Annotated in this window: 22 protein-coding genes; 5 read left to right on the top strand and 17 right to left on the bottom strand. The window is 52.0% G+C overall.

All coding sequences use genetic code 11. The annotated features are described in order from the left end of the window. Nucleotide 1: 1 nt before the first annotated feature. From GC101_RS07455 to GC101_RS07475, 5 genes are all read right to left on the bottom strand, one after another. On the bottom strand, nt 2-1,159 hold the full coding sequence (locus tag GC101_RS07455; protein WP_039301649.1) for an AI-2E family transporter: 1,158 nt from the start codon (nt 1,157-1,159) through the stop codon (nt 2-4). 115 nt (nt 1,160-1,274) lie between these two features. Then, entirely contained in the window at nt 1,275-1,496 is a 222-nt protein-coding gene (locus tag GC101_RS07460; RefSeq protein ID WP_171716716.1) for a hypothetical protein, read from the bottom strand. A gap of 50 nt (nt 1,497-1,546) precedes the next feature. Then, nucleotides 1,547-2,278 (bottom strand): SDR family NAD(P)-dependent oxidoreductase, encoded by a 732-nt coding sequence (locus GC101_RS07465; RefSeq protein WP_171716837.1) that lies wholly within the window; start codon nt 2,276-2,278, stop codon nt 1,547-1,549. A 45-nt stretch (nt 2,279-2,323) separates the two neighbouring features. After that, entirely contained in the window at nt 2,324-3,133 is an 810-nt protein-coding gene (locus GC101_RS07470) for a GNAT family N-acetyltransferase (protein WP_171716717.1), read from the bottom strand. Nucleotides 3,134-3,245: 112 nt separating this feature from the next. Then, a complete protein-coding gene (locus GC101_RS07475; RefSeq protein ID WP_039301636.1) occupies nt 3,246-3,605 on the bottom strand; it encodes a (2Fe-2S) ferredoxin domain-containing protein in 360 nt (119 codons plus the stop codon). Nucleotides 3,606-3,751: 146 nt separating this feature from the next. Here GC101_RS07475 and GC101_RS07480 point away from each other — a divergent pair, with 146 nt between their 5' ends. From GC101_RS07480 to GC101_RS07490, 3 genes are all read left to right on the top strand, one after another. Beyond that, nucleotides 3,752-5,341 carry a helix-turn-helix domain-containing protein gene (locus GC101_RS07480; RefSeq protein WP_171716718.1) on the top strand — a complete coding sequence of 530 codons (1,590 nt, stop codon included), beginning with the start codon at nt 3,752-3,754 and terminating at the stop codon, nt 5,339-5,341. A gap of 102 nt (nt 5,342-5,443) precedes the next feature. Then, nucleotides 5,444-6,460 carry an ABC transporter substrate-binding protein gene (locus tag GC101_RS07485; protein ID WP_246354209.1) on the top strand — a complete coding sequence of 339 codons (1,017 nt, stop codon included), beginning with the start codon at nt 5,444-5,446 and terminating at the stop codon, nt 6,458-6,460. Between the two features lie 147 nt (nt 6,461-6,607). Continuing rightward, a complete protein-coding gene (locus GC101_RS07490) occupies nt 6,608-6,823 on the top strand; it encodes a YczF family membrane protein (RefSeq protein WP_171716720.1) in 216 nt (71 codons plus the stop codon). A gap of 13 nt (nt 6,824-6,836) precedes the next feature. Here GC101_RS07490 and GC101_RS07495 read toward each other — a convergent pair whose 3' ends face one another. The 10 genes from GC101_RS07495 to GC101_RS07540 form a co-directional block, all read right to left on the bottom strand. After that, nucleotides 6,837-7,934, bottom strand: coding sequence for a GerAB/ArcD/ProY family transporter (locus GC101_RS07495; RefSeq protein ID WP_171716721.1), 1,098 nt, complete (start codon nt 7,932-7,934; stop codon nt 6,837-6,839). Nucleotides 7,935-7,969: 35 nt separating this feature from the next. Next, entirely contained in the window at nt 7,970-9,175 is a 1,206-nt protein-coding gene (locus GC101_RS07500) for a Ger(x)C family spore germination protein (protein ID WP_171716722.1), read from the bottom strand. Further along, nucleotides 9,165-10,748, bottom strand: a complete 1,584-nt coding sequence (locus GC101_RS07505; RefSeq protein WP_171716723.1) for a spore germination protein — start codon at nt 10,746-10,748, stop codon at nt 9,165-9,167. The genes GC101_RS07500 and GC101_RS07505 overlap by 11 nt, the downstream gene beginning before the upstream one ends. A 167-nt stretch (nt 10,749-10,915) precedes the next feature. Then, nucleotides 10,916-11,956, bottom strand: a complete 1,041-nt coding sequence (locus GC101_RS07510) for an NAD(P)/FAD-dependent oxidoreductase (protein WP_171716724.1) — start codon at nt 11,954-11,956, stop codon at nt 10,916-10,918. Between the two features lie 27 nt (nt 11,957-11,983). Further along, nucleotides 11,984-13,018, bottom strand: coding sequence for a FecCD family ABC transporter permease (locus GC101_RS07515; RefSeq protein ID WP_042138674.1), 1,035 nt, complete (start codon nt 13,016-13,018; stop codon nt 11,984-11,986). 2 nt (nt 13,019-13,020) lie between these two features. Beyond that, nucleotides 13,021-14,079 carry a FecCD family ABC transporter permease gene (locus tag GC101_RS07520; protein WP_171716725.1) on the bottom strand — a complete coding sequence of 353 codons (1,059 nt, stop codon included), beginning with the start codon at nt 14,077-14,079 and terminating at the stop codon, nt 13,021-13,023. 252 nt (nt 14,080-14,331) lie between these two features. Beyond that, entirely contained in the window at nt 14,332-14,643 is a 312-nt protein-coding gene (locus tag GC101_RS07525) for a hypothetical protein (RefSeq protein ID WP_039300260.1), read from the bottom strand. Nucleotides 14,644-14,766: 123 nt separating this feature from the next. Continuing rightward, nucleotides 14,767-14,988 (bottom strand): hypothetical protein, encoded by a 222-nt coding sequence (locus tag GC101_RS07530; protein WP_039300264.1) that lies wholly within the window; start codon nt 14,986-14,988, stop codon nt 14,767-14,769. A gap of 150 nt (nt 14,989-15,138) precedes the next feature. After that, nucleotides 15,139-16,833, bottom strand: coding sequence for an oleate hydratase (locus GC101_RS07535; RefSeq protein WP_171716726.1), 1,695 nt, complete (start codon nt 16,831-16,833; stop codon nt 15,139-15,141). A 136-nt stretch (nt 16,834-16,969) separates the two neighbouring features. Beyond that, the gene (locus GC101_RS07540; RefSeq protein WP_042138676.1) at nt 16,970-17,584 is read right to left on the bottom strand and encodes a TetR/AcrR family transcriptional regulator C-terminal domain-containing protein; all 615 of its coding nucleotides are present in this window, start codon (nt 17,582-17,584) and stop codon (nt 16,970-16,972) included. Between the two features lie 152 nt (nt 17,585-17,736). Here GC101_RS07540 and GC101_RS07545 point away from each other — a divergent pair, with 152 nt between their 5' ends. Beyond that, nucleotides 17,737-18,672 (top strand): aldo/keto reductase, encoded by a 936-nt coding sequence (locus GC101_RS07545; protein ID WP_171716727.1) that lies wholly within the window; start codon nt 17,737-17,739, stop codon nt 18,670-18,672. 12 nt (nt 18,673-18,684) lie between these two features. On the opposite strand, the gene GC101_RS07550 is transcribed toward GC101_RS07545, so the two are convergent. Next, entirely contained in the window at nt 18,685-19,413 is a 729-nt protein-coding gene (locus GC101_RS07550; protein WP_343049622.1) for a metallophosphoesterase family protein, read from the bottom strand. Nucleotides 19,414-19,616: 203 nt separating this feature from the next. Next, on the bottom strand, nt 19,617-21,197 hold the full coding sequence (locus GC101_RS07555) for a sigma-70 family RNA polymerase sigma factor (protein WP_171716728.1): 1,581 nt from the start codon (nt 21,195-21,197) through the stop codon (nt 19,617-19,619). 309 nt (nt 21,198-21,506) lie between these two features. Here GC101_RS07555 and GC101_RS07560 point away from each other — a divergent pair, with 309 nt between their 5' ends. Beyond that, nucleotides 21,507-23,684: a YDG domain-containing protein gene (locus tag GC101_RS07560; RefSeq protein ID WP_171716729.1), complete on the top strand. Its 2,178-nt coding sequence runs from the start codon at nt 21,507-21,509 to the stop codon at nt 23,682-23,684. Nucleotides 23,685-23,796: the final 112 nt, after the last annotated feature.

Genomic DNA, 23,796 nt, shown 5'->3' on the forward strand with positions numbered 1-23,796 from the left:
TTTATTCCTCAGCTTTTTCTTCAATCACTTTATAGAGTCCGGAGCGGAAACGGAACCACTGAAAGATATGGGTAACCACTACTTTGAGTACGGCGTAACCCGGTACCGCGAGAATGATGCCCAGTACCCCGAACATTTTGCCGGCAAAAATAATTACAAAAATAATCGTGATCGGATGAATCTTCAGCGTTTTACCCATGATCTGCGGAGAGATAAACTTCCCTTCGATCAGCTGGACCGCAGTCCAGACAATCACCATCTTGAGCAGCATAAACGGCGAGGTTACCATGGCTACCACCAGTGCTGGCGTAATTGCGATCGCCGGTCCCAGATAAGGGACTACCGCAGTACAAGCGGCAACAATAGCAAGTACCAGGGAATACTCCAGCCCGATGATCAGATAACCAATATAGAGCAATGCACCGATACAGCAGCTGACAATAATCTGCCCGCGGATGTAGGATGCCACCTGACTGTTCATTTCCTGCATGACCATCCGGGACTGCGGCTGCAGTGCAGTAGGAATGAACCGCATCAGGTAGTCGGGCAGTCTTTTGCCATCGCGCAGCAGATAGAACAGAATGAACGGCGTAGTCACCACTGCCAGGACAATCTCTGTCAAAGTGCCTACAAAGCTGCCTACGCCACTGGCGGCATTATTGATGAACGAGGTGCCCCAGGTAGTCACCTTGCCGGTGATATCACTGAGATCCGTACCCACACTTTCCTGAATCTTTCCGAAAAATTCACTGCCTGTCAGATGTAGGAATTCCTCCTGAATCTGCGCGCTGTATATCGGGAAATTGTCGATCAGCCCCATCAGCTGGGTACGGATAATCGGAATAACCATCAGCAGGATCAGTGTAATAATTCCGGCTATTACGAGGTACATCGTAACAATTCCGTAAGCGCGCTTCACCTTGCTTCTCCGCTCCAGGCGGTCAACCAGCGGATTCAGCAGATAATAGGCAACTCCCGAGAGAAGCAGCGGCGCTGCCACTGTATGCAGAAGCACTGACAACGGTTTGAATATAAACGGAATCTTGGAGAATACGAGCACAGTAACACCAATCAGCAACGCAATTAAAAGCCCCACCACAAACTTGTTATTCAGAAAAAACTTTTTGAATTTATCCGGCCAGACCTGACGTCTATCCATATACTGCCGCCCCCCTGCTGCAACACTTACGATATAAGTGTGATTAATTGCACTTTGTATTAGCATAGTCAACACGGAGGCTGCAAGTCAAATTTTCTGCCCCGCCAAAAAAGCTCTAGGGCAGTGAAGACTGCAGGCCAACCAGCAGACATTCCACCAAAGCCAGGGAGTTCAGCGAAACCGTCTCAACATTGCTCTCAAAAGCTTCTACGCTATCCTCATCTGCATGGTCTGAAATTGATCGGATTACAACAAAGGGATCCGGTTCACTCTCTGTCAGGATCGCTGCAGGCAGGTCGTGATGCACCACCTGAGCCGACAGATAATATCCCCGCAATTCAGGTGGTCATCCAGCCCTCCCGCAGCTCCGGTAAGAAGGCCAGCGGTTCAGCGCAAGTAACAGCCATTATTAATATCAAAAGTCGCCCCCGTGTATGCTCTCGCTTTGCGGCTTAGCATGAAAACCACCGTATCGGCAATATCCTCCGCCTGCAGCGGCTCCGGAATTAGCTGATGCTCCTGATATTCCTGCTGTCTCCAGGCGGGAATATGATCCATCATCGGAGTGCTAGTCATCGTCGGGGCAACTGCATTCACCCGGATATGAGGGGCAAAGTTCATGGCGCAGCTTTTGGTCAAACCAAGTATAGCTGCCTTGGTCAAGCCATAGATGGCATCCGAGCTTCCTTCCTGACCGGATACGGAGGACATGTTCACGATGGCCCCCTGACGCTTCCGGTTCAGCAGCAGGCGCCCGAAGCCCTGCGAGAAATAGACATATCCCTTGATGTTGATATCCATTACCCTACTTATATCTTCGGGGGTATACTCCAGCAGACTGCGCCCCAGATATATGCCTGCATTATTGACCAGACCGTTAACCTCAGCATGTTCTTGCTGTATGTATGCGAAGAATTGCTCCACCTCGCTGTATTTGCTCACATTCACCCGGAAGGAGAAGAGTTTATCCGAAGCCGCATCGGCCTTCAGTTCCTCAAGCCCCCGGCCATCCAGATCACAGGCAATCACTTCAGCCCCTTCCTGCAGAATAAGCTTGACGATCGCTTTACCGATTCCCGAAGCGGCCCCGGTCACAATTATTTTCATTCCCTGCAGCATCCCTTGACACTCCTTCATCCTATATTCGCCTAAGGCAGAATCCGCCTACTGAAACCGCAAATCAACAATACTGCCGGTCCGCTCAAAACCGATCGACTGATAGACTTTGTTGGAATCCGGGTTTGCGGCATCGGCATAGAGCATAGGCGTGATGCCCTTGCCCAGCAGCTCAGCGCACAGCTCTGCTACAGCAGCACTGGCATAGCCCTGCTTACGGCAGTCCTGCGGAGTGAACACTTCATTAATCCGGGCATGCCTGGAGGACAGATGGGCCAGATTCGCCATGGACACAGGCCTATCCTGTACCATCCACAGGCGGAGCTTGCCGGATTCGGTAATATCCCTGGCATAGCCGAGGAAATTCTCCGGTGCATTCTCGGTGCCGAACGCATCCTTCACAAAGCTGGCCAAATAGTCTGCAATGACCGGGATATAGCCAGCATCTGCCTGCAGCAGCTTACCGCTGACATTAGCGGGCTTCTTCACCTGCGGGCAATGATAGGCTTCCATGATCATATGGACATGATACAGCTTGCCTGTATTCTCACAATAAGCCTCTGCAAACAGCTTGCCTGTCTCCTTAGTCCCGTTAACCCCTGACAATCCGCGGCCCTTCAGCCGCTCCACAAGCTGGCGAACCAGGGCTCTGCGCTGATCTGCACCTACCTCCGGTGCAATCCATAACCAGGGGTTATACCCCTCCGTATGCGCAAAGATCAGATGATCTTCGGCTGTCTTAATCCGGAGCGATTCCGGGTTTCCGGTGATAAGGTGAAGGAGATTATACTCCACCTCTTCCTGCAAGAACGCTTCGCTGTCCAGCACACGGTCATCCGGCTCGAAATCCACAAACATCCCGCTTCCCCCTTACTCAATCTTTCTATCCATCATAATCCTCCGTCTGACAAAAATAAACAATCCTCCACCGAAAATTTTCCAGTGGAGGACTGCATTGTTCTTTCATGTTTTATTTCTTCTTTTTACCCTTTGCCCCTTTTTCAATTGCGGCTTTCAGGCCTTCATCATAAGTGTAGAGTACATTCTCTTCCAGCCGTTCACCTTTCAGCACCTTGCGTACCAGGCTTTTGGCTGATTTGGGGGTGATATCCCTGTACCATACGCCTTCCGGATATGAGATGACTACACACGCATCCGAACATCTTCCGTTACAGCGGGTTACTGTAGTATGAATCAGGCTGTCTGCCCCTTGCTTCCCGATTTCATCCTCTATCGCGTCAGCGACCTCTTCACCCTTATGCTTCTTGCAGTCGCTTCCGTTACAGATCAGCAGATGGCTGACCGTCCCTTGCAGATTCCAGGTCGTCATGGAATTCCCGCCCCCTCTAGTACAACAATACCCTGTTTGTCTGTCTCCCTAAACTCTACTTACCAATCAGAGGATCGTCAATAGGGGGAAAGACTGTTATACTGTATTGAGAATGATTATCACCCAAGAAAAGAGTGACTCTGAACATGCATAAACCACCTACCGGCAGTTCATTGCCTTATCCTCATAGTTTTCATGTCCCGGTGCGGATTGCTGCACTGGACAAGGCCGTTTCTAACCGGGAAATCTCCAGCCCGCCCTTCTCTTCCCTGCTGATTATAGTTACAGGAGGCAGCGGAACGATGGAGTGGGACGGTGCGCTTACCCGTGTATCCAGCGGCAGTACCTTATGCTGTGACAGCTCTGCACACCTCACCCTGCAGCACAGCCATAACCTGCAGGGGGTGTGGATCGAATATATCACTCTCTCAGGAACCAGCAATCCTTCCAGCCCGCTGAACAACGGTGTACCGCTCCGCAGCTGTGCGCCCCGTGTTTGCGCGATGGCGTCGCGGCTGCTGGGCAGCTGGAGCCAGCCGGAAGAGCATCAGCCTTTTGCAGTGCAGCAGCTGTTCACAGAACTGCTCACTGAGCTGTATCACAGCGCTGCTGAGAACACGGAGCCGCTGCTTCATTGGCTGGACCGTGTATTGCAATATATAGAATCCCATTATAATGAGGATTTAACGAGAGGGCAGGCGGCAGAGCTTGCCGGAGTTACCCCGGAGCACTTCTCCCGCGCTTTCCGCAAATCCACCGGTCAGACCTTTAATGAATATGTAACACTGCTGCGCATCCGCAAAGCCCAGAAGCGCATTCTGACAGGAGCCCCGAATCTGAGCACGCTGGCGCTTGAAGTCGGTTATGGTGAAGGCACCTATTTAAGCCGCAAGTTCAAACAGGTCGTGGGTCTTTCTCCTGCAGCCTATCACCGCAAGAATAAATCTGTGGTATCGCTGAACTTCAATCACACGGCCAGTCTGCAGGCGCTTGAGGTTGTTCCCCGGCTTGGAGTATATTCGGCTTGGATGGAGAGGCTGCAGCCTATTCCGTCCAAGCATAAGCTGCTAAATGAAGGAAGCAGCTCCACAGGTCTATATGAACGCTTGTCTTCTGCCCGGCCGGATGTGATTATCAGCTACTCCCTGCCTGACAAGAATAAGCAGCTGATGTCGTTAGCTCCGGTTATTGAAATCCCCTTTATGCAAATGGACTGGCGGGAACAATTCCGGCTGATTGCGGAGGTCACCGGCCGCAGACCACAGGCGGATGCCTGGCTGAATGTCTATGACGAACAATGCAACGCGGCCAATCAACAGCTCGACCGCCGGATCGGTCCCCGGGGAACCGCAGTCGTCTGGGAGATTGGCAGAGACGCTGCATACTGCTTCAGCAGCAGCTATGGCCACGGATCTCAGATTCTGTATAATGATCTGGGCTTCCGGCCCCCAAGCAGCCTTGTAAGCGAGGGACTCCTCCGCCAAGGTTATCTGGAGGTTGCCTTCAGTGACGTCGCCCGCTACCCCGCGGATCATATATTCATTACCTGCAGCGCCGGAACGGCCGAGATGCGGGAGCCGCTCCGTTCCTTTCTTCATCGTGCAGTACAGCAGAATCAGGCGTCCGCTTCCGGCAGCAGAATCTATTTCCTGAATCAGCCTGCCATGTTCTACGGATTTGATCCGCTCTCTTCCGAAGCCCAGCTCAGGGTGCTCCTGCAGGCGCTGACATCATAAATTTACATAGCCGGACATCACATTCAGCCATAGTGTAAACAGGACAAAATCTGTAAAGTGTTATTGAGAATGATAATCGTTCTACATAAGGAGGCATACATCTTGAAAAAATCGTATTCAAGCCCTAATTCCCGGAAACAATGGATCATCTTCCCGTTGCTGCTGGCACTGACGCTTCTTGCCTCAGCTTGTGGAAACAACACATCCAATAATAGCACCGGTTCTGCTGCTGCTAATGCTACAGAAGCTCCTGCTTCGTCCCCGCAGCCGGAGACTCCGGCCGCAACCGCAGCTCCCGCCTTCAAAACAGTAACAACTGTAAATGGAGATATTGAAGTGCCGACAGCACCGCAGCGGATTGTTGCCGAAGAGTATCTGGGCAGCCTGATTGCTCTGAATACAATCCCCGTGGGTGCTCCCGGACTGACGCTGGAGAATATGTATTTCAAAGAATCACTTACCGGAGTCACCGATACCGGTACTTACGGAAAGATGTCACCGGAGAATATTATCGCCCTGAACCCGGACCTCATCATCTCCGGCAATGCCGACAGCTATGAGACACTGAGCAAGATTGCCCCTACCGTCATTGTGCCGTACGGTGATCTGAAGGACGCCCACGCGGAGCTGACTTATTTCGGCAAGCTGCTGGGCAAAGAACAGGAAGCTGCGGACTGGCTGGCAGATTATGATAAGCGCATCGCCGCAGCCAAGGCCCGTGTGGATGCAGCAATTCCCGCTGATGCCACCTTCAGCATCCTGGAGCATGCCGACAAGTCCACATGGGTATATGGGGACAACTTCGGACGAGGCGGACAGCCGGTCTATCAGGCACTGGGACGGAAGCCGCCAACCGAAGTGGCTGCTGAAATTATGGAGAAGCAGTGGGCAGAATTATCCGCCGAGACACTGGGCAAATATGCGGGTGACTATCTCGTCGTGACCGATAATACACAGACTGTAGAAGACTTCCAGGCAGATCCGATCTGGGGCAGCCTGCCTGCAGTCAAGAACGGACATATCTATGTATGGAAAGAAGAACGTTCCTGGTATTATGATCCGATCGCCGTTCTGGCACAGACAGAAGAGCTTGCGGACTGGCTGACTTCGGGGCAATAAATGAATGATCATGAAGCTGTCTGGGCAGCCTTAACGGGCTCCCGGCAGCTTTTTTGTTGATTACTGATCCCATAAATGGAGATAATACCTGTAGCCCGCCTGCCCGGAACCGGCAAATCAGCTTGCGGAGCCTAAGGAGCATCGCCCATGAAAATTCTCGCTATTTATGTCCTGTTAGCCGTCCTCACCTTGCTAATGCTCACACTGGTTGATGTTTTATCAGGAATCAGCGCGAGTGCATCGTTGCATTCTCTTTCGGTTATCTTTGCCACAACCACACTGCAGGAAGCGATATGTGTGGTGATCTTCCTGGCACTCCCTTTGATTCAGGTTGCCGCCGGCGCCCTCAAACGCAGCCGCTAATCTCCAGCGAAACTTAACGGTACAGGCCGAATTTCTTCCGGACACGGTGAATAAGAAACAGCAGAACCGGTATTACCGCGCAGAAAATCGGCAGGATATTCTCCAGAAAAACCTTGCCTTCACTCATATGCACCGGATAATTCTCCGCACTGACGAAAGAGCTGAACAGCATGACCACCGCCGCCGGAATCACCAGTTTTTTGGAATCGCGGACCTTGAAGAGATCTGCAGTTATGGCCACAGCAGCATAGCAATAAACCGTCATCTTGAAGAACACCCCGATAATGAGTGTAAGCATAACCAGTGCATCCAGACGCTGGATAAAGTTGGCTACATTGACGAGTGTGATGGTGGTAAACATCGGAAAGGTTGTCCGGCTGTAAAGGTTCTCTCCGAGCACTCCCATCTCAATGGCATGGGTGAAGCTAAGCAGACAAGCGCTTAAGGTGATGGCCACGATGCCGGTTTTCTTAATCTTCCTTGATTTGCTGAAGTGCGGAAGTATAGTCGTGAAGCACACGACCTCCCCGAACGGAAAAATCCAAATGTTAGGGTAGGCAGAGCCCAGAGCCTCCCAGAGATCATTGCCATGAATCGGAAACAAATTCTTAAGCTCCACCAGTCCGGCAGCAATGACAATAAAAATACAGATCAATCCCATTACGATGATGATCCAGAAGAAAATCTCCGCCGTTCTGGCGAATACCTCGATCCCCAAGCTCAGGATATACATCACCGCAATAATCATAATGGAATCAATGATAAGAATCGGAGTTTTGTCGTATGAAGCTGAAATTAACAGATCTCCCGCTTCACGCAGATTTCTGGAGCCGTTATAGAGCAGCACCGGAAGAAACAGCAGGCCTACGGTCCAGCCTATCCAGGGACCGAGAATCTTACGCGCATAGCCGCTGATGATCAGATCCGGGAACTGCAGGTACAGATGTGTAAACACCAGATAAAGCAGAATGCCCCCGGGGAGCGCCATCAGGATGGAGAGCCAGACCGCATGCCCGCTCTCCAGGCCCACCGGTACAACCAGCGCTGTTCCAAGCTCGAACAGAACAATCATCGCAAAAAGCTGACTGGGGCCGATCGCTTCTTTTCTCATAAACCTATTCACCTTATTTCTGCATAAAAAGCTGATTATTCGGGCGCGGGGTGATACGGCTTCAGGCTCATTCCGGTACTGCGGATGTACGCTTCCACATGGAGATCCAGCTTCCCTTGAGCGAAGATATGGCCCCATTTCTTATCTAGGGAAGCCCAGCCTTGCGGATCGCTGCGTTTCAGTTCATTGCCGAAGTTAAAAATATCGCTCTCCATCTGCTGTGCCATTTGCAACGCCTGCCTCACATCTTTACCGGTCTGCTCCTGCAGCTCCTGTTCAAGCTTCACAATTTCTTCCCTCTTGCTGAGGTCCACGAACCCATCGGTTTCATTCACAATTCCTTCTTCACTGATACTTACATGAAAGACCGGCAGCCCGTCCTGAATATCAATCTTCACCTTCGTTCTGGAATACACAATATTGACGGCAATCGACTCTTTCTTATCCACAGAATCAATATTGATTATAGTTTCTTCTATCCGGTTGAGCAGCCACTCCGTACCCCGTGCTTCCGAATCCTTCATCCAGTAGATCAGTTTGCCCTCACTAAAAGCACCAAGTCCATCCATAACAGTCCCAGCATGTGACACGGTTTGTTCCAGATTGGATTTCTTCATGCCTTCAGATGCATTCCCTTGAATAGACACTCCATTAATCGTCAGATCTCCTTCGCCCGTTATGCCGTTAATAATGTCGAATACGTCGATCGTCCGGTTCTCTCCCCATACTCTCGAGGTATTCTGCGTCTTTTTGACCAGTCCCAAAGAAGGCAGACTTTCTATTGCAGTTAATATCTTCAGGACGGATGCTGCATCGTTGTTGCGGGCGACAAGTACTGCCGAATTGAGTCTGAGCTCATGCGACCGCTCAAAGATGTCAAATACATCGTTAATTCCGCTCCGGGCCAGTGACTCTCCCAGGACAACAAGCTGGGTATGGGCAAAAAAAAGCTGGCGCGTTGCCCGCTTGGAGGCCTGGCGCAAAGCACCGAAAATTGTACGGTCGGAAGCAGAAACAATTACAATGGAGGGCTCTCCCGCGCTGGCTCCAAAACCTGTAGCTGTTGAGGATGGATTGACCAGCTGAAATGTCACCTTGAATTCATTGGTTTCCGGTACCAGATCAATACCGATACCGCTGACGATAGCCAGATCATTCAATTCTCTGCTGTTCCAGCAGCCGCTCAGCATCAGCACAATGACTCCCACAGAAACCAGGCGCATAACGCCTTTAATGCTCATAGGAATTCCTCTTTGCAGTTTTTTTGCCGGGGGCTGTGGAGCTGTTGCCCTTGTTCAGCAGCCGTTTGCGGATCTTCATAAAAGTCAGAGGAGAGCGGAGAAAGGTGTCCTTCTGATTTTCCGGCACAAACGGACCCAGAGGCGACATATACGGCACTCCGAGAGACCGCAGGCTGCACATGTGGGCAATCAGCATAATTGTAAAGATGGCGATACCGTACAGCCCCATAAAAGCGGCAATGACCATAATAATAAACCGCAGCATCCGGATAGAGAGTGCCATATTGAATGCCGGAGTGGCGAAGCTGGAGATACCTGTAAGCGATACAACAATAACCATAGCCGGAGAAACAATTCCCGCCTGAACCGCTGCAGTCCCTAACACCAGACCTCCGATAATAGAAACCGTCTGACCGATCGGAGACGGCATACGTACACCTGCTTCGCGGATGATCTCAAAGGTAACCTCCATCATGACGGCTTCCACGAAAGCAGGGAAAGGTACCCCTTCCCGCTGCGAGGCCAGATTAATCAGCAATGGTGTCGGAATCATCTCCTGGTGGAAGTTAAGCGCCGCCACGAAGATTGCAGGCCCATATAAAGAGATAAGCAGGCACAGGAACCGCAGCAGCCGGATCAGTGTTGAGATATCGTAACGCTGATAGTAATCCTCCACGGTATGAAAGAACATAAAGAAGGTAGTCGGGGCAATCAGTACAAACGGTGTGCCGTCCACAAAGATAGCAATCCGTCCGTCCAGCAGGTTTCCCGCCACACTATCCGGCCGTTCCGTATTATAGAGTGTCGGAAATGGAGAATACTTGTTATCTTCAATAATCTGCTCAATGTAGCCTGATTCCAGAATTGAATCCACCTTGATTTCCTGAAGCTTTTTTTTGAATACCTTGATCGTCTCTTCATCTGCAATTCCATGGATATACATGATGGTGATATCGGTGTGGGTCACATCGCCAAGCTTCATCGTTTCGGTCCAGAGATCGGGATTCTTGATGATTTTGCGGACCAGGGCGATATTGGTACTGATAGTCTCCGTGAAGCTTTCCTTCGAGCCGCGGATCGCCACTTGAGTCGATGCCTCGGATACCGGTCTGACCTCACCGCCGCAGGTGCTCCCGCTCACCGCTTCACCGAGTCCGTCAACCAGAATAATCGTGTCCCCCGACAGCAGCGCTTCCAGCAGTCCGTTGATATCTTGAACCAGCTTCTCCTTGCCGATGCTTAGCGCATTGTCTTTGATATAGGAATACACTTCAGCTGTTGTTGCTGCGAGCCGTATATCGTCATTCAAAGATTCGAAGGACATCACATGGGAAATGAAATGGTCAACCATTTCTCTGTCCGTAATGCCAATCATATATACCGCAGCTACCCGGGCCGTCCGATTGATGAGTTCATAAGTACGTATGATAAGATCCGGGCTGTTCCCCAGCCTGGCTTTGATTTGAGTAATATTCTCTTCCAGATCAGGGGAGATAGGCGGATTGTGGGGTTTCCCGCCAGCGCTGTCCACTGTTTGTGCGGCTTGGCCGGATTCTTTGGTTGTCTTATCCATAATCAGCACCTCCTGCACTTACTATTCGCCCGCTATCCTTTTTTTATGCAGCTTATGGAATGTGTGAGGAACGCGGGGCTAAGCTACGCCAGAGCTAAGCTTACTCAAAAAAAGGCTGTTCCTTACACGGAATCTCCCGTGTAAGGAACAGCCTATATGTGTTTAGACTAGTGATCATCCACTACGCCAAGCGCCTTATTCTTCTCCTTAAACCGGTCGTTATGCGAGGAGACATAAGCCACCTTATCCGCTTCAGGGTCCATGTACAGCTTCGCGCTGTTGAGGGCAAGCACCGCATCCGTGAACGTTCCGGCAATCAGTCTTACCTTACTGTCATAATCTACGAAATCTCCCGCAGCAAAGATACCCGGCAGATTCGTTTCGAGCTTGCCGCTGACCTTGGCCCACCATTCCCCCATGTCCAATCCCCAATCCTTCAACGGACCGAAATCACTCTTGAGGCCGTGGTTGACAATAACGGCATCCACTTCAAGCTGCTCACTTTCACCGGATTCGATATGGCTGATCGTAACCTGGTCAATCTGCTCGCCATTGCTGCTGTGCAGCTGGTTAACCGCATAGGGTACACGTACATTCACAGAGGATTCCTTCATGCGGACGATATTCTTCTCATGGCCGCCGAACCGCTCCCGGCGGTGCACGATGGTCACGCTGGCGGCAATCCCCTCCAGTTCATTCGCCCAATCTACGGCGGAGTCGCCGCCGCCCGAGATCAGAACCCGCTTGCCGCGGAAGGGCTCCAGCTCCTGCACCGTATAATGCAGGTTCGTCACTTCATAGCGGTCTGCGCCTTCAATCTCCAGCTTCGCCATCTGCAGAATACCGTAACCGATGGTGAGAATAACGGTCTGCGTCCAGTGCTGCTCACCGGTCGCCGAGGTCAGGATATAAGTCCCGTCCTCCTGGCGCGCCTGATGCACAATCTGCTGCCCGAACACAATGGTCGGATCGAAGGTCCGCGCCTGCTCTGCCAGCTGGTCTATCAGCTTACGGCAGAGGGTCGGTGTAACACCTCCGACATCCCAGATCATTTTCTCGGGATAGATCAGCATCCGTCCGCCCAGCTCTTCCTTCGCTTCAATCAGCTTCGTCTTCAAATCTCTCATCCCGCTATAAAAAGCCGTATACATACCTGCGGGGCCACCGCCAATTATCGTTACATCATATAATTCCATGGATTCGTTCATTTGTTTCCCTCCAGCTTCTAGGTGTATTTAAGATTTGGTCCGGGCCAGCAAATACAGAAAGTAAGGAGCGCCGATAACGGCAACAACGATACCGGTAGGTATCTCAGACGGCTGCAGAATCCGGCGGCCGATCGTATCGGCAGTGATGACGAGCAGCGCGCCGAGCAGCGCTGAAGCGGGAAGCATCAGCTGATGCTTCGGTCCCACGAGCCTTCTGGCCAGATGCGGCCCGACCAGTCCGACGAAGCCAATCCCGCCGCTTACCGCTACGCTTGAAGCGGCAAGTCCGACCGCCGCTGCCAACAGGCGGAACTGCTCCCTGGTGACATGGGCACCCAGACCGGTAGCCGTCTGCTCGCCCAGATTCAGCACATTCATGACCCTTGCCTTATAGATGACGTAGGGCAGGAGAATCACAATCCAGGGAAGCAGGGACAATACAAATTTCCAGCTGGTGCCCCAGATGCTGCCCGCAAGCCACGTGGCGACGAATTGATATTTGTCCGGATCGAGGCGAAGCGTCAGCACAATCATCGCTGCACTCATCCCTGCCGCAACTGCGACACCGGTGAGCAGCAGACGGATCGGCGCAATCCCCTGATGGCGCTTATAGGCCAGGCTGTAGATCAGTGCGGCAGTGAATGCCGCCCCGACAAACGCAACTACCGGCAGCAGATAGACAGGTGCCGCAGAGGTCGTCGGATAGAAGGACACCATCAGCATGACCATCAGTCCGGCTCCGGCATTAATGCCGAGGATCCCCGGGTCGGCCAGATCATTGCGGAAGACCCCCTGCATCACCGCTCCGGAAACTGCCAGTGCAGCTCCAATCAGGATGGAAATTACAATACGCGGCAAGCGGAATTGGAACAGAATCAATTCCTGCTTGTCCGTCCCCTTGCCGAACAGCGTATTCAGCAGCTCAAGCGGAGTTAAACGTATGTATCCTGTATTCACACTTATAATGAACATGATAATAATCAGTACAGCCAGCACACTAAGTACAGTCAGACCATGCTTACGCCTTGTTTCTTCGAAGGAAACCACTCTGGTTCTCTGCATCTTTACAGCTCCCTTCTTTCTTTGCGGGCCAGGTACAGGAAGAATGGAACCCCGATCAGCGCTATAATTGCTCCTACTGGCGTTTCATGCGGCGGGTTGATCATCCGGGCAGTGAGATCCGCCCCTACCACGAGCAATGCACCCAGCACGGCGGAGCAGGGAATAATCCATCTGTAATCCACACCTACAAGATAACGTGTCAGATGGGGAATAATCAGCCCGACAAACCCTACCGCTCCTACTACAGCCACCGAAGCGCCAGCCAGAACCAGGACGACTAAGGCCCCGGCCAATTTGACCAGACCGGTCCGCTGTCCCAGTCCTCTGGCGATATCTTCCCCCAGACTGAGCATCGTAATGGAACGGGACAGGATAATCGCCCCGATGAGTGCCGCAATCACCCAGGGAGACATTACCTGAAGCTGAAACCATTTCGTTCCGGCCAAGCCGCCTGCATACCAGAAGGCGAGGTCTTGTCCGATTTTGAAATACAGCGCCACGCCTTCACTGAGTGCCGAGAGCAACGCACTGAAGGCGGCTCCGGCCAGTACCAGCCGGGCCGGGGTAAGTCCGCCTTTGGCCAGTGAACCGATGCCATAGACGATACCGGCGCCGGCTCCGGCCCCGATGAAGGAATATAGAATAAGATACATAAACGATAAATTCGGAAAAAAAGCAAAGCAGATGGCCAGCGCAAAACCCGCCCCCGAGTTAATGCCCATTAGTCCAGAATCCGCAAGCGGATTGCGGGTCATTCCCTGCATGATCGCTCCCGCCACTGCGAAGCTGGCTCCGACCATCACGCCGCCGAGAACCCGCGGAAGCCTGAGCTCGCGGATAATCTGATGCTCTGTAATATCCGGATTGAAGTGAAAAACTGCTGTCCACACGACAGAAAGCTTAATATCTGCTGCCCCAAACGATACTGAAACAGCGATGCCCAGCGCCAGCGCAATCAAACCGCCAATAAGGATCAGCGTTGCCGCCCAAGGGCGCGAACGTAGTTTGAGCGGTTCTGCTCTCTGATCAAGCCCATTCCTGGACACTGCCTGTTGATTCATGACTGTCACCCGTTTTCTATGAAATTGATTCTCATTATCATTGTAATATTGTAAATGAATTTGTCACTGTTTGGCAATGGACAAATATAAACCTGTACATAGAAAGTCTCTAATCATCCATTTCGCGCAGGATATCCGGTATGAAAAAAGACAACCTGTATCCCGATTACATCCCGCATGGGATGTATCTGAAGAGTCAGGTTGCCTTGTTCCATTGCAGCTGAATAGGCGGAAATGTCCGGGGCTTTCGCACTATACATTCTGAAGCGTACCGCCGAATAGTCTGCGGATATATCCCTGCAGCTTGCCGATATGCGGGACGAAGGTGCTTTTGTCATACACATAATTAGACTGGCTGACCAGCTGTGAATAGATCAGAAACAGAATAGCTGCGAGCTCCCGGTCAATCTGCTTCTCATGCTCGATCAGCAGATACGTTTCATCCAGCGCCTCGTATAGCTGAAGCAGGGCAGCTTCATTAATGATTTTGCGGCGCAGCGGTACAATGATATCCGTGGCAATAGCGTCAATCCGCAGAATTAAGGCTGCCAGTCTCTCGTTCACTCGGTTTCCCTCCTGCTGTGACTGTATGGTTAAAGCGCTTGCTTAATACCATCCTATGTCAGCCGGAGCTTGAGCATGCCTTGAGCGGCCGGAACACAATCTGCTTATGCTATGTAATTCTTCTTACCTTGTGTATTCCTCATACTCATCTTTCTGGTTATGCCTCGAATACATGTACTCATCATTCTTCAGCTTATACATCTGCCCCATCCCGCCAAATATGAACAGCAGCACTACAAGCAGTGTGTAGGCATAAGTGAATTGATTGAAGTAGAAGCAAAGCACAACTGCCGCAATAATCAGCAGCAGCAGTCCGAGACCTATACGGCTTAAGATTTTTCTCATAGGGGTTCCTCCGCAGAAATTTTAGTCTTACTGTACCATGTTCTGCGGGAGGAATATGTCGAAAGCTGGCGCTATACAAACAGGGAATGTCCCTGGGAGCCGCTCTCGGCTCCGGAACATCCCCTGATATATGTTATACTTCTTAACCTTTTATAGTAATTTGGAGATCACCGTTCCGGCCAGCAGCTGTCCGAGCGTCTTATCCAGCGGCAGCGGCTTGTTGCCGAGGCAGGTTCTGAGTGCGGTCAGCAGCACCCGGACATCATATTTACTCGGATGGACAGGAATCACTTCTTTTTCCAGCGCCAAAAGATTGTACACTGCCATCATCGCGGAGCGGACCGAATATTCCACGGTAAAGACACAGTCGTCCGGAACTTCGGCAAACTGGCCAAGGAAGGCCAGATTGGTGCTGCCCTGCGGAACCACCTGCGGGCGGTCTCCTGCGACACGCGGCATGAACTGTGAAGTAATATAAGGCATCATACAAGGAATAACATTGGTCGTATGCTCCAGAATCTCCGGAATGCGGTTCTTCAGACCGATATGGTACATCAGCTCCTCCAGAAGCTCGCGTCCGCTGCAGTCACTCATTTTCTTCTTGATATAGTCGCCTTCGGCATCCGGGAATAGTCCGTAGGCCCAGAGCACCTTCACATTCTCCGGCTGGTTAATGAAATGCGGCTGCTTCGGTGCGGTCCAGGACATCATCCAGCTGGAGTCTTTGATGGTCACAACGCCGCCCATACCGGGGTCATCCCCGGTCAGCTCCAGCAGATACGGGAATACAATATCGTCATCGGTAAAGGTCATCGTAAACGACAGCCACTTGGACTTGTCGATGTCCCCGCAGAACACTTCCGGGTGGCCGAAATCCGGAGATTTCGCGGCAAGCTTCTCCCAGAGGCTCCAGCAGCCGCGCTCCGTAACAGAGCGGTTCAAGATCGCCGGATGGTCCAGATCACCCAAGGTAGAATTCTCTGTCATCGAGCCATTGGTGACCATAACCAGATCTCCGCGTGCTGTTGAGAGGGTCTTAGGCTCTCCGTTCACGAGCAACTGAATAGCGGTTACGGTTTTCTCCCCGCCGGTGAAATCAAGCTCCAGATCCGTTACCTGATGGCCTTTGTCGAAATTGACCCCCTGGCTTTCCAGCCATTTCATCAGAGGAAGAATCAGTGAATCGAACTGGTTATATTCGGTATGCAGGATCCCCTTCAGCTGGTTCATCCCGGAGATCAGGTGCATAAAGCGCTCCATGTAGCGCTTCACTTCAACTACACTATGCCAATTCTCGAAGGCGAACATCGAGCGCCAGAAATACCAGAAATTCGTCTCCAGGAAGGTCGGGTCAAAAAACTGCTCAATCGTCACCGCTCCGAGTCTTTCTTCGGTCGCGAGGGTCAGCTTGCCCAATTGCAGCGCATGCGCAGTGGAGAGTCCCAGCGTTGAGAAATCGGCGGGCTGTCCTTCCTTTTCTACCAGACGGCAGTGGGATTCGATCGGTTCTGCCAGGTTCAGCTCACGGAATTCATCCAGCACCGTCCGGTCCGGATTGGTTAATGAGGGAATGAAGCCGAACAGCTCCATGAAGCATTCAAAGTGCTCTTCGATCTCGCGTCCGCCGCGGGCGCTGTAGCCGTCCTTCGCATTCCCCGCCCCGTCCATCGAGCCTCCATAGACCGCTGATTGCTCAAGGATATGAATATTCCGTCCCGGCATATGGCCGTCACGGATCAGGAAAGCGGCTGCCGACAACGAGCCGATCCCCCCTCCTACTAGATATGCCTTACGTGAAGCGATGCCTTCCTGTACCAGCGGATGAATTCTTTGATATGTACCCATTATGTCCTCTTCCTTCCATGATCAGGGGATAAGTGTCTGCTAACAGCCTTCACTATACCCACCGTGAACAATGAATTCTATGGACAGCTTGGCGCAACTGTACAGGGATTACACATCTGCCGGAGATTGTGTCATTTCACTGGACCGGATGGGCGGCGGCAGCCTGGTAGTGCTCCAGGCCCCGGGCGATGCTTCCTTCCATAATCCGGGCTACCTTCTCCACCATTTCGGCCGGGTCGGTATTTGCCCCTGCTTTGAGCCAATGGATTACCTGTTCCAGGATAGCCAATGTGTAGAAATCGGCAATGTCCTCCCTGGCCTGGCTTCTCCCCTGTTCCGGAATCTGCTCTTGTCCTTCACGGGCCCGCTCCTGCCCATCCAGTTCTTCCACCACCCTGATCATGACACCATAAATAACTCCGTACAGAAACTGTTCCAGATGCTCGCGTCCAAGCGAATGAAAGGTGTTCAGACAGATGGTTTTGTTGCTCACGGTGTACCGCAGGACACTTAAGAATCCCTGCTTCCAGCCGGCGCAGCAGCGGTAGGGCTCCAGATCTTCAATCACTTCTGACCTGTAGACCCAGCCGAGCAGCTCGTAAATATCCTGAAAATGATTATAAAATGTATGCCGGGTTACGCCGCAATCCGCTGTAAGCTGCTGGATCGTAATCTTGTTCAGCGGCCTTGCGAGCATGAGTTTTTTGAGTGACCGGGCTAAAGCGTTCTTGGTTAACAGTGAGTTAGACATTACTTCCCCCTTATTGCAGTAGAAACTTAACCGGATTTCTGCATTTACTGCATTGCTTAATAGGCTTCAAGGTTCTACAATACGATGTATATGTTCCAATTATAACCAATTAAGAGCAGGTTTTCATACTAACCTTACGGGAGTGGATACGCTTGAATAGAAGAAGATACGGCAATACGGGAAAGACTGTATCGGAGATTGGCTTCGGTGCCTGGCAGCTTGGGAATAAGCAGGATTGGGAAGCCATGGAGGATCGTGCAGCGGTCTCTCTGGTGCATGAAGCGCTGGAGCGCGGGATGAATTTCTTCGATACTGCCCCGGGTTACGGGGGCGGTGCCAGTGAAACCCTGCTTGGGACCGCCTTATCCGGCAGACGCGCCAGCGCTGTGATCAACACCAAATTCGGCCACGGGGCGGATGGCAGCACCAGCTTTGATGCGGGCCACATCCGTTCCTCCGTCGAAGGCAGCTTACAGCGTCTGCGGACGGATTATGTGGATTCCGTGCTGATTCATAATCCGCCTTTTGAGCTGCTGGACGGGAAATACGGCCAGTACGACGAACTGGACAAGCTAAAAGCCGAAGGAAAGATTCTCTCTTACGGGGTTTCGGTCGATTCCGTGCCGGAAATGCTGGAGGTCATCCGCCATACGGATATCGGCGTTATGGAGGTGATGTTCAATATCTTTTACCAGGAAACGGCGGAAGCTTTCGGGCTGGCCCATGAGAAAAACATAGCGATCATCGTCAAGGTCCCTCTGGACTCGGGCTGGCTCTCCGGCAAATATGACAGCAGCAGCACCTTTGAAGGGGTAAGAAGCCGCTGGTCGCCGGAGGTGATCGCAAAACGCGCCGCCCTGGTGGATCGCATCCGGTTCATAACGGACGAAGAGACGACCATGACTATGGCTGCCCTGCGCTTCATCCTTGCTCATCCGGAGGTCACCACCGTTATTCCCGGAGTACGCAGCAGCGCACAGCTGGCCGAGAATATATCCGCAAGCCGCGAGGTGATGCCACCGGAGCATGTGGTGAAGCTGAAGGAGCTGTGGGACCAGGAGATCCGGGATCAGCAGCTGGGCTGGTAATCGGGGCTGCAGTTATTCCTTTTCGCCAAGCCGGACTGAATAGGTCTTGTACCCGTCTTCATTAATCTCCAGGCAGTTCAGCTGCTCTCCATATACACAGCCGCCGTCGATGCCAATCTTGTCTCCGTGCGGACTGAACCAGACTCCTGCCCCGTCCTGTAAATCTACCGTGGAGGTATGGCCGAATACGACCGTCTTCACGGTAGAGGTTACCGGATGATTGTAGAACGGCTCGCGGATCCAGATGAAATCATACTCCCGCTGGCTTGTCCAGTCGGCAAGGGAAGGATCAATTCCTGCGTGGACGAATACATGAGTGTCCGTTTCATAATAGAAAGGCAGTGTACTCAGGAAATCCAGATGCTCCTGATACTCGCGCCGCATATATTCCTTCATCTGCGCATACTCCTTCCAGCCTGAATCCGGGCGCAGCAGGACAGAATCATTCCCTCCGCAATAGCTCAGCAAGGTAAGAAATCCGCCGTTCGTAATCCAGTGCGTATCGCGTTTGTCATCCTCACCCGCGAGCGCATCACACGCCATCTGATCATGATTGCCCCGCAGCACGACAACACCGTACTCTTCCGCAAGACGTTTCACCTGCTCAACCACCGCCCTGCTGTCCGGCCCCCGGTCCACATAATCACCAAGCAGAATTAACTGGTCTTCGGAGGGGATATAGCTGGCTCTGCGGAGCAGCAGGTTGAATTCCTCCACGCATCCATGAATGTCACTGATCACTAAAGTTCTGATACTCGTTCCCTCCTCTTCTTTTCATAAGATACCTTACACTCAGAATATTAATTATACTGATAAAACCGGATTACCGCACGGACCGGCTGCTGAAAACCAGTTGTAAGCGGTTATGAGGACAGCGGCCTGCAGAAAAAAGAGGTTAGCCCGCTCTGCCGGGAAACCTCTTCATCCGATACTATTGCTCTGTATTACGTTCCGACCTGCACCGGTAATTCAGCAGCGCTGTCCCAGCGCCAAGGCACCTCATACCCCTGCAGATGCAGCCCGCCGTACCATTCATCTACACCTTGCACGCTCACTCTATCCGCTGTTCCGGCCAATACCCGCTCTCCCAGCTCTGATAGTATAACTGTACGCTTCAGGAATTCCGGTACTTCTCTGTAATCTGTCATTTCTGCCGTACCCTCAATAATAAGCAGAGGATGCTCTCCAGCCGTCAGTGTGCGAAGAACCTTCCAGTATTCCACATCTCCCATTCCCAGCCGGTGCAGTGCATCTGTAACTTGACGGAACAGCTTCAGAGGCGTATCTGCCCCGCCAGCCGCAGCCTCAAGCGTTGTCTGTTCGACAATACCAAGACCGTTATAAACTGAAGGCAGACGCGAGAGATGAAGCTTGAAGGCATCATAGGCAAAAGAAAACGCGGATTTGGACAGTTCGGGCTTACTCTCCTCCAGGGTCTGCGCCAGTTGCCGGGGATCTGGAGATGCATATGCCTGCCATAGCCTGCTCCCAAGCTGCAGCTCCTCCGTGCCGATATTCTGCCAGGTTCCGGACAAGGTCTGAAGCTGTTCTGCCGTAAGCTGGCCCAGGCCATGGAACAGCTCAATTCCGGGAAATTCCCCGATGCAGAGCAGACTCAGCTTCGTGCTGCCCAGCTTCCGGTTGCTGAACCAGTGCAGCAGATAGGCCAGCATACTCTGGTCAAACAGATCATGCTCAAACCACAGCACCACTTCATCATACTTGTGGAATCCGCTGAGCATGCGTTCCTGCTCCTCACAGCCCTTCATATATTCTTCTGCTGGAATTCCCAGTGTAGCCTGCAGAACCTCTGCCCGCAGCTGCCGTTTCTGCTCTGACGACGGATCAATGAATATCGGCCCCGCCGTGTAGATTTCTCTCCATATGAGCACATCCCCTTGGACAATCCCCTGCTTCAGCTTATCTCCAACGAAATCACCGTTCACAATATGCAGCATACGCTGTCCTCCCTCTTGTAACAGATTCAATGCGGCCGCAAGATCAGCCACGGGAAAAGCCCCCTTCAGCTTGCGTCTGCCGTCATACAGCCTTTTCTTCAGCGTTCCGGCCGGAATGCCCAAATAAACGGAAATCTCCTGAAGCGAATAGCCATAAAAGTAGAACAGCTGCAGCGGTACCCGCAGGCTGGCGGACAATTGTGCCACCGAGCTATGCAGCACCTGTGCCCATTCTCTGCGTTCGGCAATTTCCTCAACGCCCGGAGAAGACACGGCGACATGCTCTGCAGCCTCTAGAGGCAGCAGTGTTTGGTGCCTGCGCCGCAGCAGCCGGTGGCACTGCCTGACCACAATGGTTCTGAACCAGCCCGGAAACGCCGCCGGCTCCTGCAGACTCCCAAGGTTCATATATGCCTCGATGAGGGCCTCCTGTACCGCGTCTTCCGCCAGCTGAACATCTCCCAGCATATTGTAAGACACTACGTAAGCCATCCCCCGGACATGCTCTGTCAGCTGCCTGAAAGCTCCGGCGTCCCCCTTCTGTGCTTCTTCAATCCACTGCAGCATAGGCCTGCGAACCTCATTTCTGTATTTTCATCTGTTCTAAGGATAAGTGCCATACCGCGGGGAAAAGGTTACAAAATATTGTTCAAGATCCGGGTTAGCCTATCTATGCTACACGCTTATAGTTTATTGACCAGTGTCAGGTTTATATTTTGATAAATTAAATTTATACAAATTAATTTTATTCTAATTAATTTTTAACAATGTGTGATACTATTATTTCATTTAGCAAATCTTGGAGGCCGGGAGGATATTCAAGCGATCACACTCGCCTATTCATTGGAGACAATACAAATTTCAGGAGGCATAACATTGAACCTTAAACCCGGCAGGCTTTTTCTCTCCACACTAATGATAGTTACCGCACTTTATTCTTCTTCGGCTGGAACCGCTTTTGGCGCGGCAGCACCTTCATTAACAGGCATCACAGGCCACTGGGCTCAGAACGAAGTGACGGACTGGGTTGAAAAAGGGTTCATTCAGGGATACGCCGACGGCAGCTTCAAGCCGGATAACAGTCTGAAAAGAACCGAATTCATGGCGCTGATTAATCGAGCGTTTGGATTCACTGAAACGGCGGCTGTCTCTTATACGGATCTGTCTTCAAGCAACTGGGCCTACGCTGAGGTTGCCAAAGCAGTCAAAGCCGGATATATCAACGGGTATTCAGATGGCACAATCGGTACAGGCAAGACCATCAGCAGACAGGAAGCCGCAGTGATTATCAACCGGTTATTGAAGCTGGATGCAGCCCGGACCAGCGCTCTTTTCAGCGATTCCAAGGATATTGCCGCCTGGGCTCTCGGCTCGGTAAATGCAGTAGCCTCTGCAGGAATCATGAAAGGGTATTCCGAAGATAACAGCTTCAAGCCCGGCAGGGATATTACACGCGCGGAAGCAGTAGTGTCCTTAACACGGACCAAGGCCATTGAGACTGCTCCGGCCAGTACACCGGATAATACCGGCACGGTCACCCCTTCGGCAACTGTCTCACCGGCAGCCAGTCCAACCGCTTCACCGACTGCTACACCTTCACCTGTCCGGAACCCCGATATTCCTTCCGTTCCAACAGCCACACCTGAACCTGTCTCCACACCTACAGCAGCGCCAGAACCGGAAGCTACAGTAACACCAGAACCTACAGCGACTCCGGCTGCGACTCCCGATCCGGCAGATACGACAGCCCCGATCCTTACGGGTGTAACTCTTGGAGCGGTTACTGTAGGAGAGAATGTATACGGGACAAGTAACGAAGCGGGTTATTTGTATCTGGTTCCTTCCACTGTAGCAGTGACCCCGGCGGGTCTGGAAGCTTCCGTCCAAGCTGCGCACGGGACCAAGCTGGCGGTAAGCGCCTCTGTCTACTCCTCACTGAACACGCAGGGTCTGCCAGCGGATAATTATGTCGTGTATGCTGTAGATGGCGCCGGCAATATTTCGGTTCCTTCAGGCACTATTGAGGTTAAAGCCATTGAGCTGACTATAGGTCTCCCAGTCTCCCTTACGGAGTCCAAAACCTATGATGGCACCGCCACAGCAGCAGTAACCGCAGGTCCGCTGACCGGCGTGCTAAGCGGTGACGTAGTAGAAGTGCATGCCTCCGCTTCTTACAACAGCGCGGCGCTAGGGGTTAACAAGACTATAACTGTTGTCTATACCATAAGCGGAGCCCAGTCAGCCAGCTATATTGCTCCAGCCCCATACACCGTCCATACGGGAATTATCTCGCTGAATCAATTGACTCTCGGGGCCCCGGATCTGACCTTGGCGAAGTTCAAGGACGGAACAACCACCGCAGCTGTGACCCCTGGTCAGCTCATTGGAGTAATCCCCGGGGATGATGTCAGTGTGAGCGCCGTTGCCAATTATGATACCTCTGCAGTAGGTACGAACAAAACTATAACTGTAGTCTATACACTTAGCGGTGCTGATGCCGGAAATTATATTGCACCTGCGAACTATATCGTGAACACAGGTGAAATTGACCGGGATCAGATTACACGCTCCAGAGTCTATGATGGAACTACTGCGGCGCTAGTGGTTGCTGGTGCTGTGACCGGAATTTTCGACGGGGATGATGTGACCGTGCATGCTTTCGGGACGTACGACAATACCAGCGTAGGTGTAAACAAAATCATCACCATTTCATACACCTTAACAGGTATAGACGCAGGCAACTACTATCCGCCTGTCGACTATACCATAAGCACGGGAATCATCACCGCCTTGCAGTTAGACATTACCCCACCAGTCATCACAGAGTCCAAGCTCTATGACGGAACGCTATCAGCGCAAGTCACTCCAGGCACTCTGATTGGAGTCCTTCCGGGAGATGATGTAACGGTCAGCGCAACGGCTGCCTATAGCGACGCTACTGTGGGCAGCGGCAAAATCATCACCGTAGTCTACACTCTATCTGGGGACGATGCCGCGAACTATTTTGCACCAGGGAATTATATGATTTCCACAGGTGTGATTGTAGCGCCTTAGGCAGAGATATTATGAACACTTGTTAAAAGATAAAAGCGTCCCGCGAGCCGTGAACAGGCTGGCTGGGGCGTTTTTGTTGTTGGGAGTAGTAAATCGCTTGCCCGATGGTTTG

This window comes from Paenibacillus phytohabitans (assembly GCF_013141775.1).
Classification (GTDB): domain Bacteria; phylum Bacillota; class Bacilli; order Paenibacillales; family Paenibacillaceae; genus Paenibacillus_AQ; species Paenibacillus_AQ phytohabitans.

What these genes read in the sequence shown, in the direction of transcription:
- GC101_RS07535 (WP_171716726.1), bottom strand. Translation starts at nt 16,833, where the DNA reads ATGGGTACATATCAAAGAATTCATCCGCTGGTACAGGAAGGCATCGCT.
- GC101_RS07465 (WP_171716837.1), bottom strand. Translation starts at nt 2,278, where the DNA reads ATGCTGCAGGGAATGAAAATAATTGTGACCGGGGCCGCTTCGGGAATC.
- GC101_RS07470 (WP_171716717.1), bottom strand. Translation starts at nt 3,133, where the DNA reads ATGTTTGTGGATTTCGAGCCGGATGACCGTGTGCTGGACAGCGAAGCG.
- GC101_RS07500 (WP_171716722.1), bottom strand. Translation starts at nt 9,175, where the DNA reads ATGAGCATTAAAGGCGTTATGCGCCTGGTTTCTGTGGGAGTCATTGTG.
- GC101_RS07505 (WP_171716723.1), bottom strand. Translation starts at nt 10,748, where the DNA reads ATGGATAAGACAACCAAAGAATCCGGCCAAGCCGCACAAACAGTGGAC.
- GC101_RS07540 (WP_042138676.1), bottom strand. Translation starts at nt 17,584, where the DNA reads ATGTCTAACTCACTGTTAACCAAGAACGCTTTAGCCCGGTCACTCAAA.
- GC101_RS07510 (WP_171716724.1), bottom strand. Translation starts at nt 11,956, where the DNA reads ATGAACGAATCCATGGAATTATATGATGTAACGATAATTGGCGGTGGC.
- GC101_RS07490 (WP_171716720.1), top strand. Translation starts at nt 6,608, where the DNA reads ATGAAAATTCTCGCTATTTATGTCCTGTTAGCCGTCCTCACCTTGCTA.
- GC101_RS07480 (WP_171716718.1), top strand. Translation starts at nt 3,752, where the DNA reads ATGCATAAACCACCTACCGGCAGTTCATTGCCTTATCCTCATAGTTTT.
- GC101_RS07455 (WP_039301649.1), bottom strand. Translation starts at nt 1,159, where the DNA reads ATGGATAGACGTCAGGTCTGGCCGGATAAATTCAAAAAGTTTTTTCTG.
- GC101_RS07515 (WP_042138674.1), bottom strand. Translation starts at nt 13,018, where the DNA reads ATGCAGAGAACCAGAGTGGTTTCCTTCGAAGAAACAAGGCGTAAGCAT.
- GC101_RS07520 (WP_171716725.1), bottom strand. Translation starts at nt 14,079, where the DNA reads ATGAATCAACAGGCAGTGTCCAGGAATGGGCTTGATCAGAGAGCAGAA.
- GC101_RS07475 (WP_039301636.1), bottom strand. Translation starts at nt 3,605, where the DNA reads ATGACGACCTGGAATCTGCAAGGGACGGTCAGCCATCTGCTGATCTGT.
- GC101_RS07555 (WP_171716728.1), bottom strand. Translation starts at nt 21,197, where the DNA reads ATGCTGCAGTGGATTGAAGAAGCACAGAAGGGGGACGCCGGAGCTTTC.
- GC101_RS07530 (WP_039300264.1), bottom strand. Translation starts at nt 14,988, where the DNA reads ATGAGAAAAATCTTAAGCCGTATAGGTCTCGGACTGCTGCTGCTGATT.
- GC101_RS07495 (WP_171716721.1), bottom strand. Translation starts at nt 7,934, where the DNA reads ATGAGAAAAGAAGCGATCGGCCCCAGTCAGCTTTTTGCGATGATTGTT.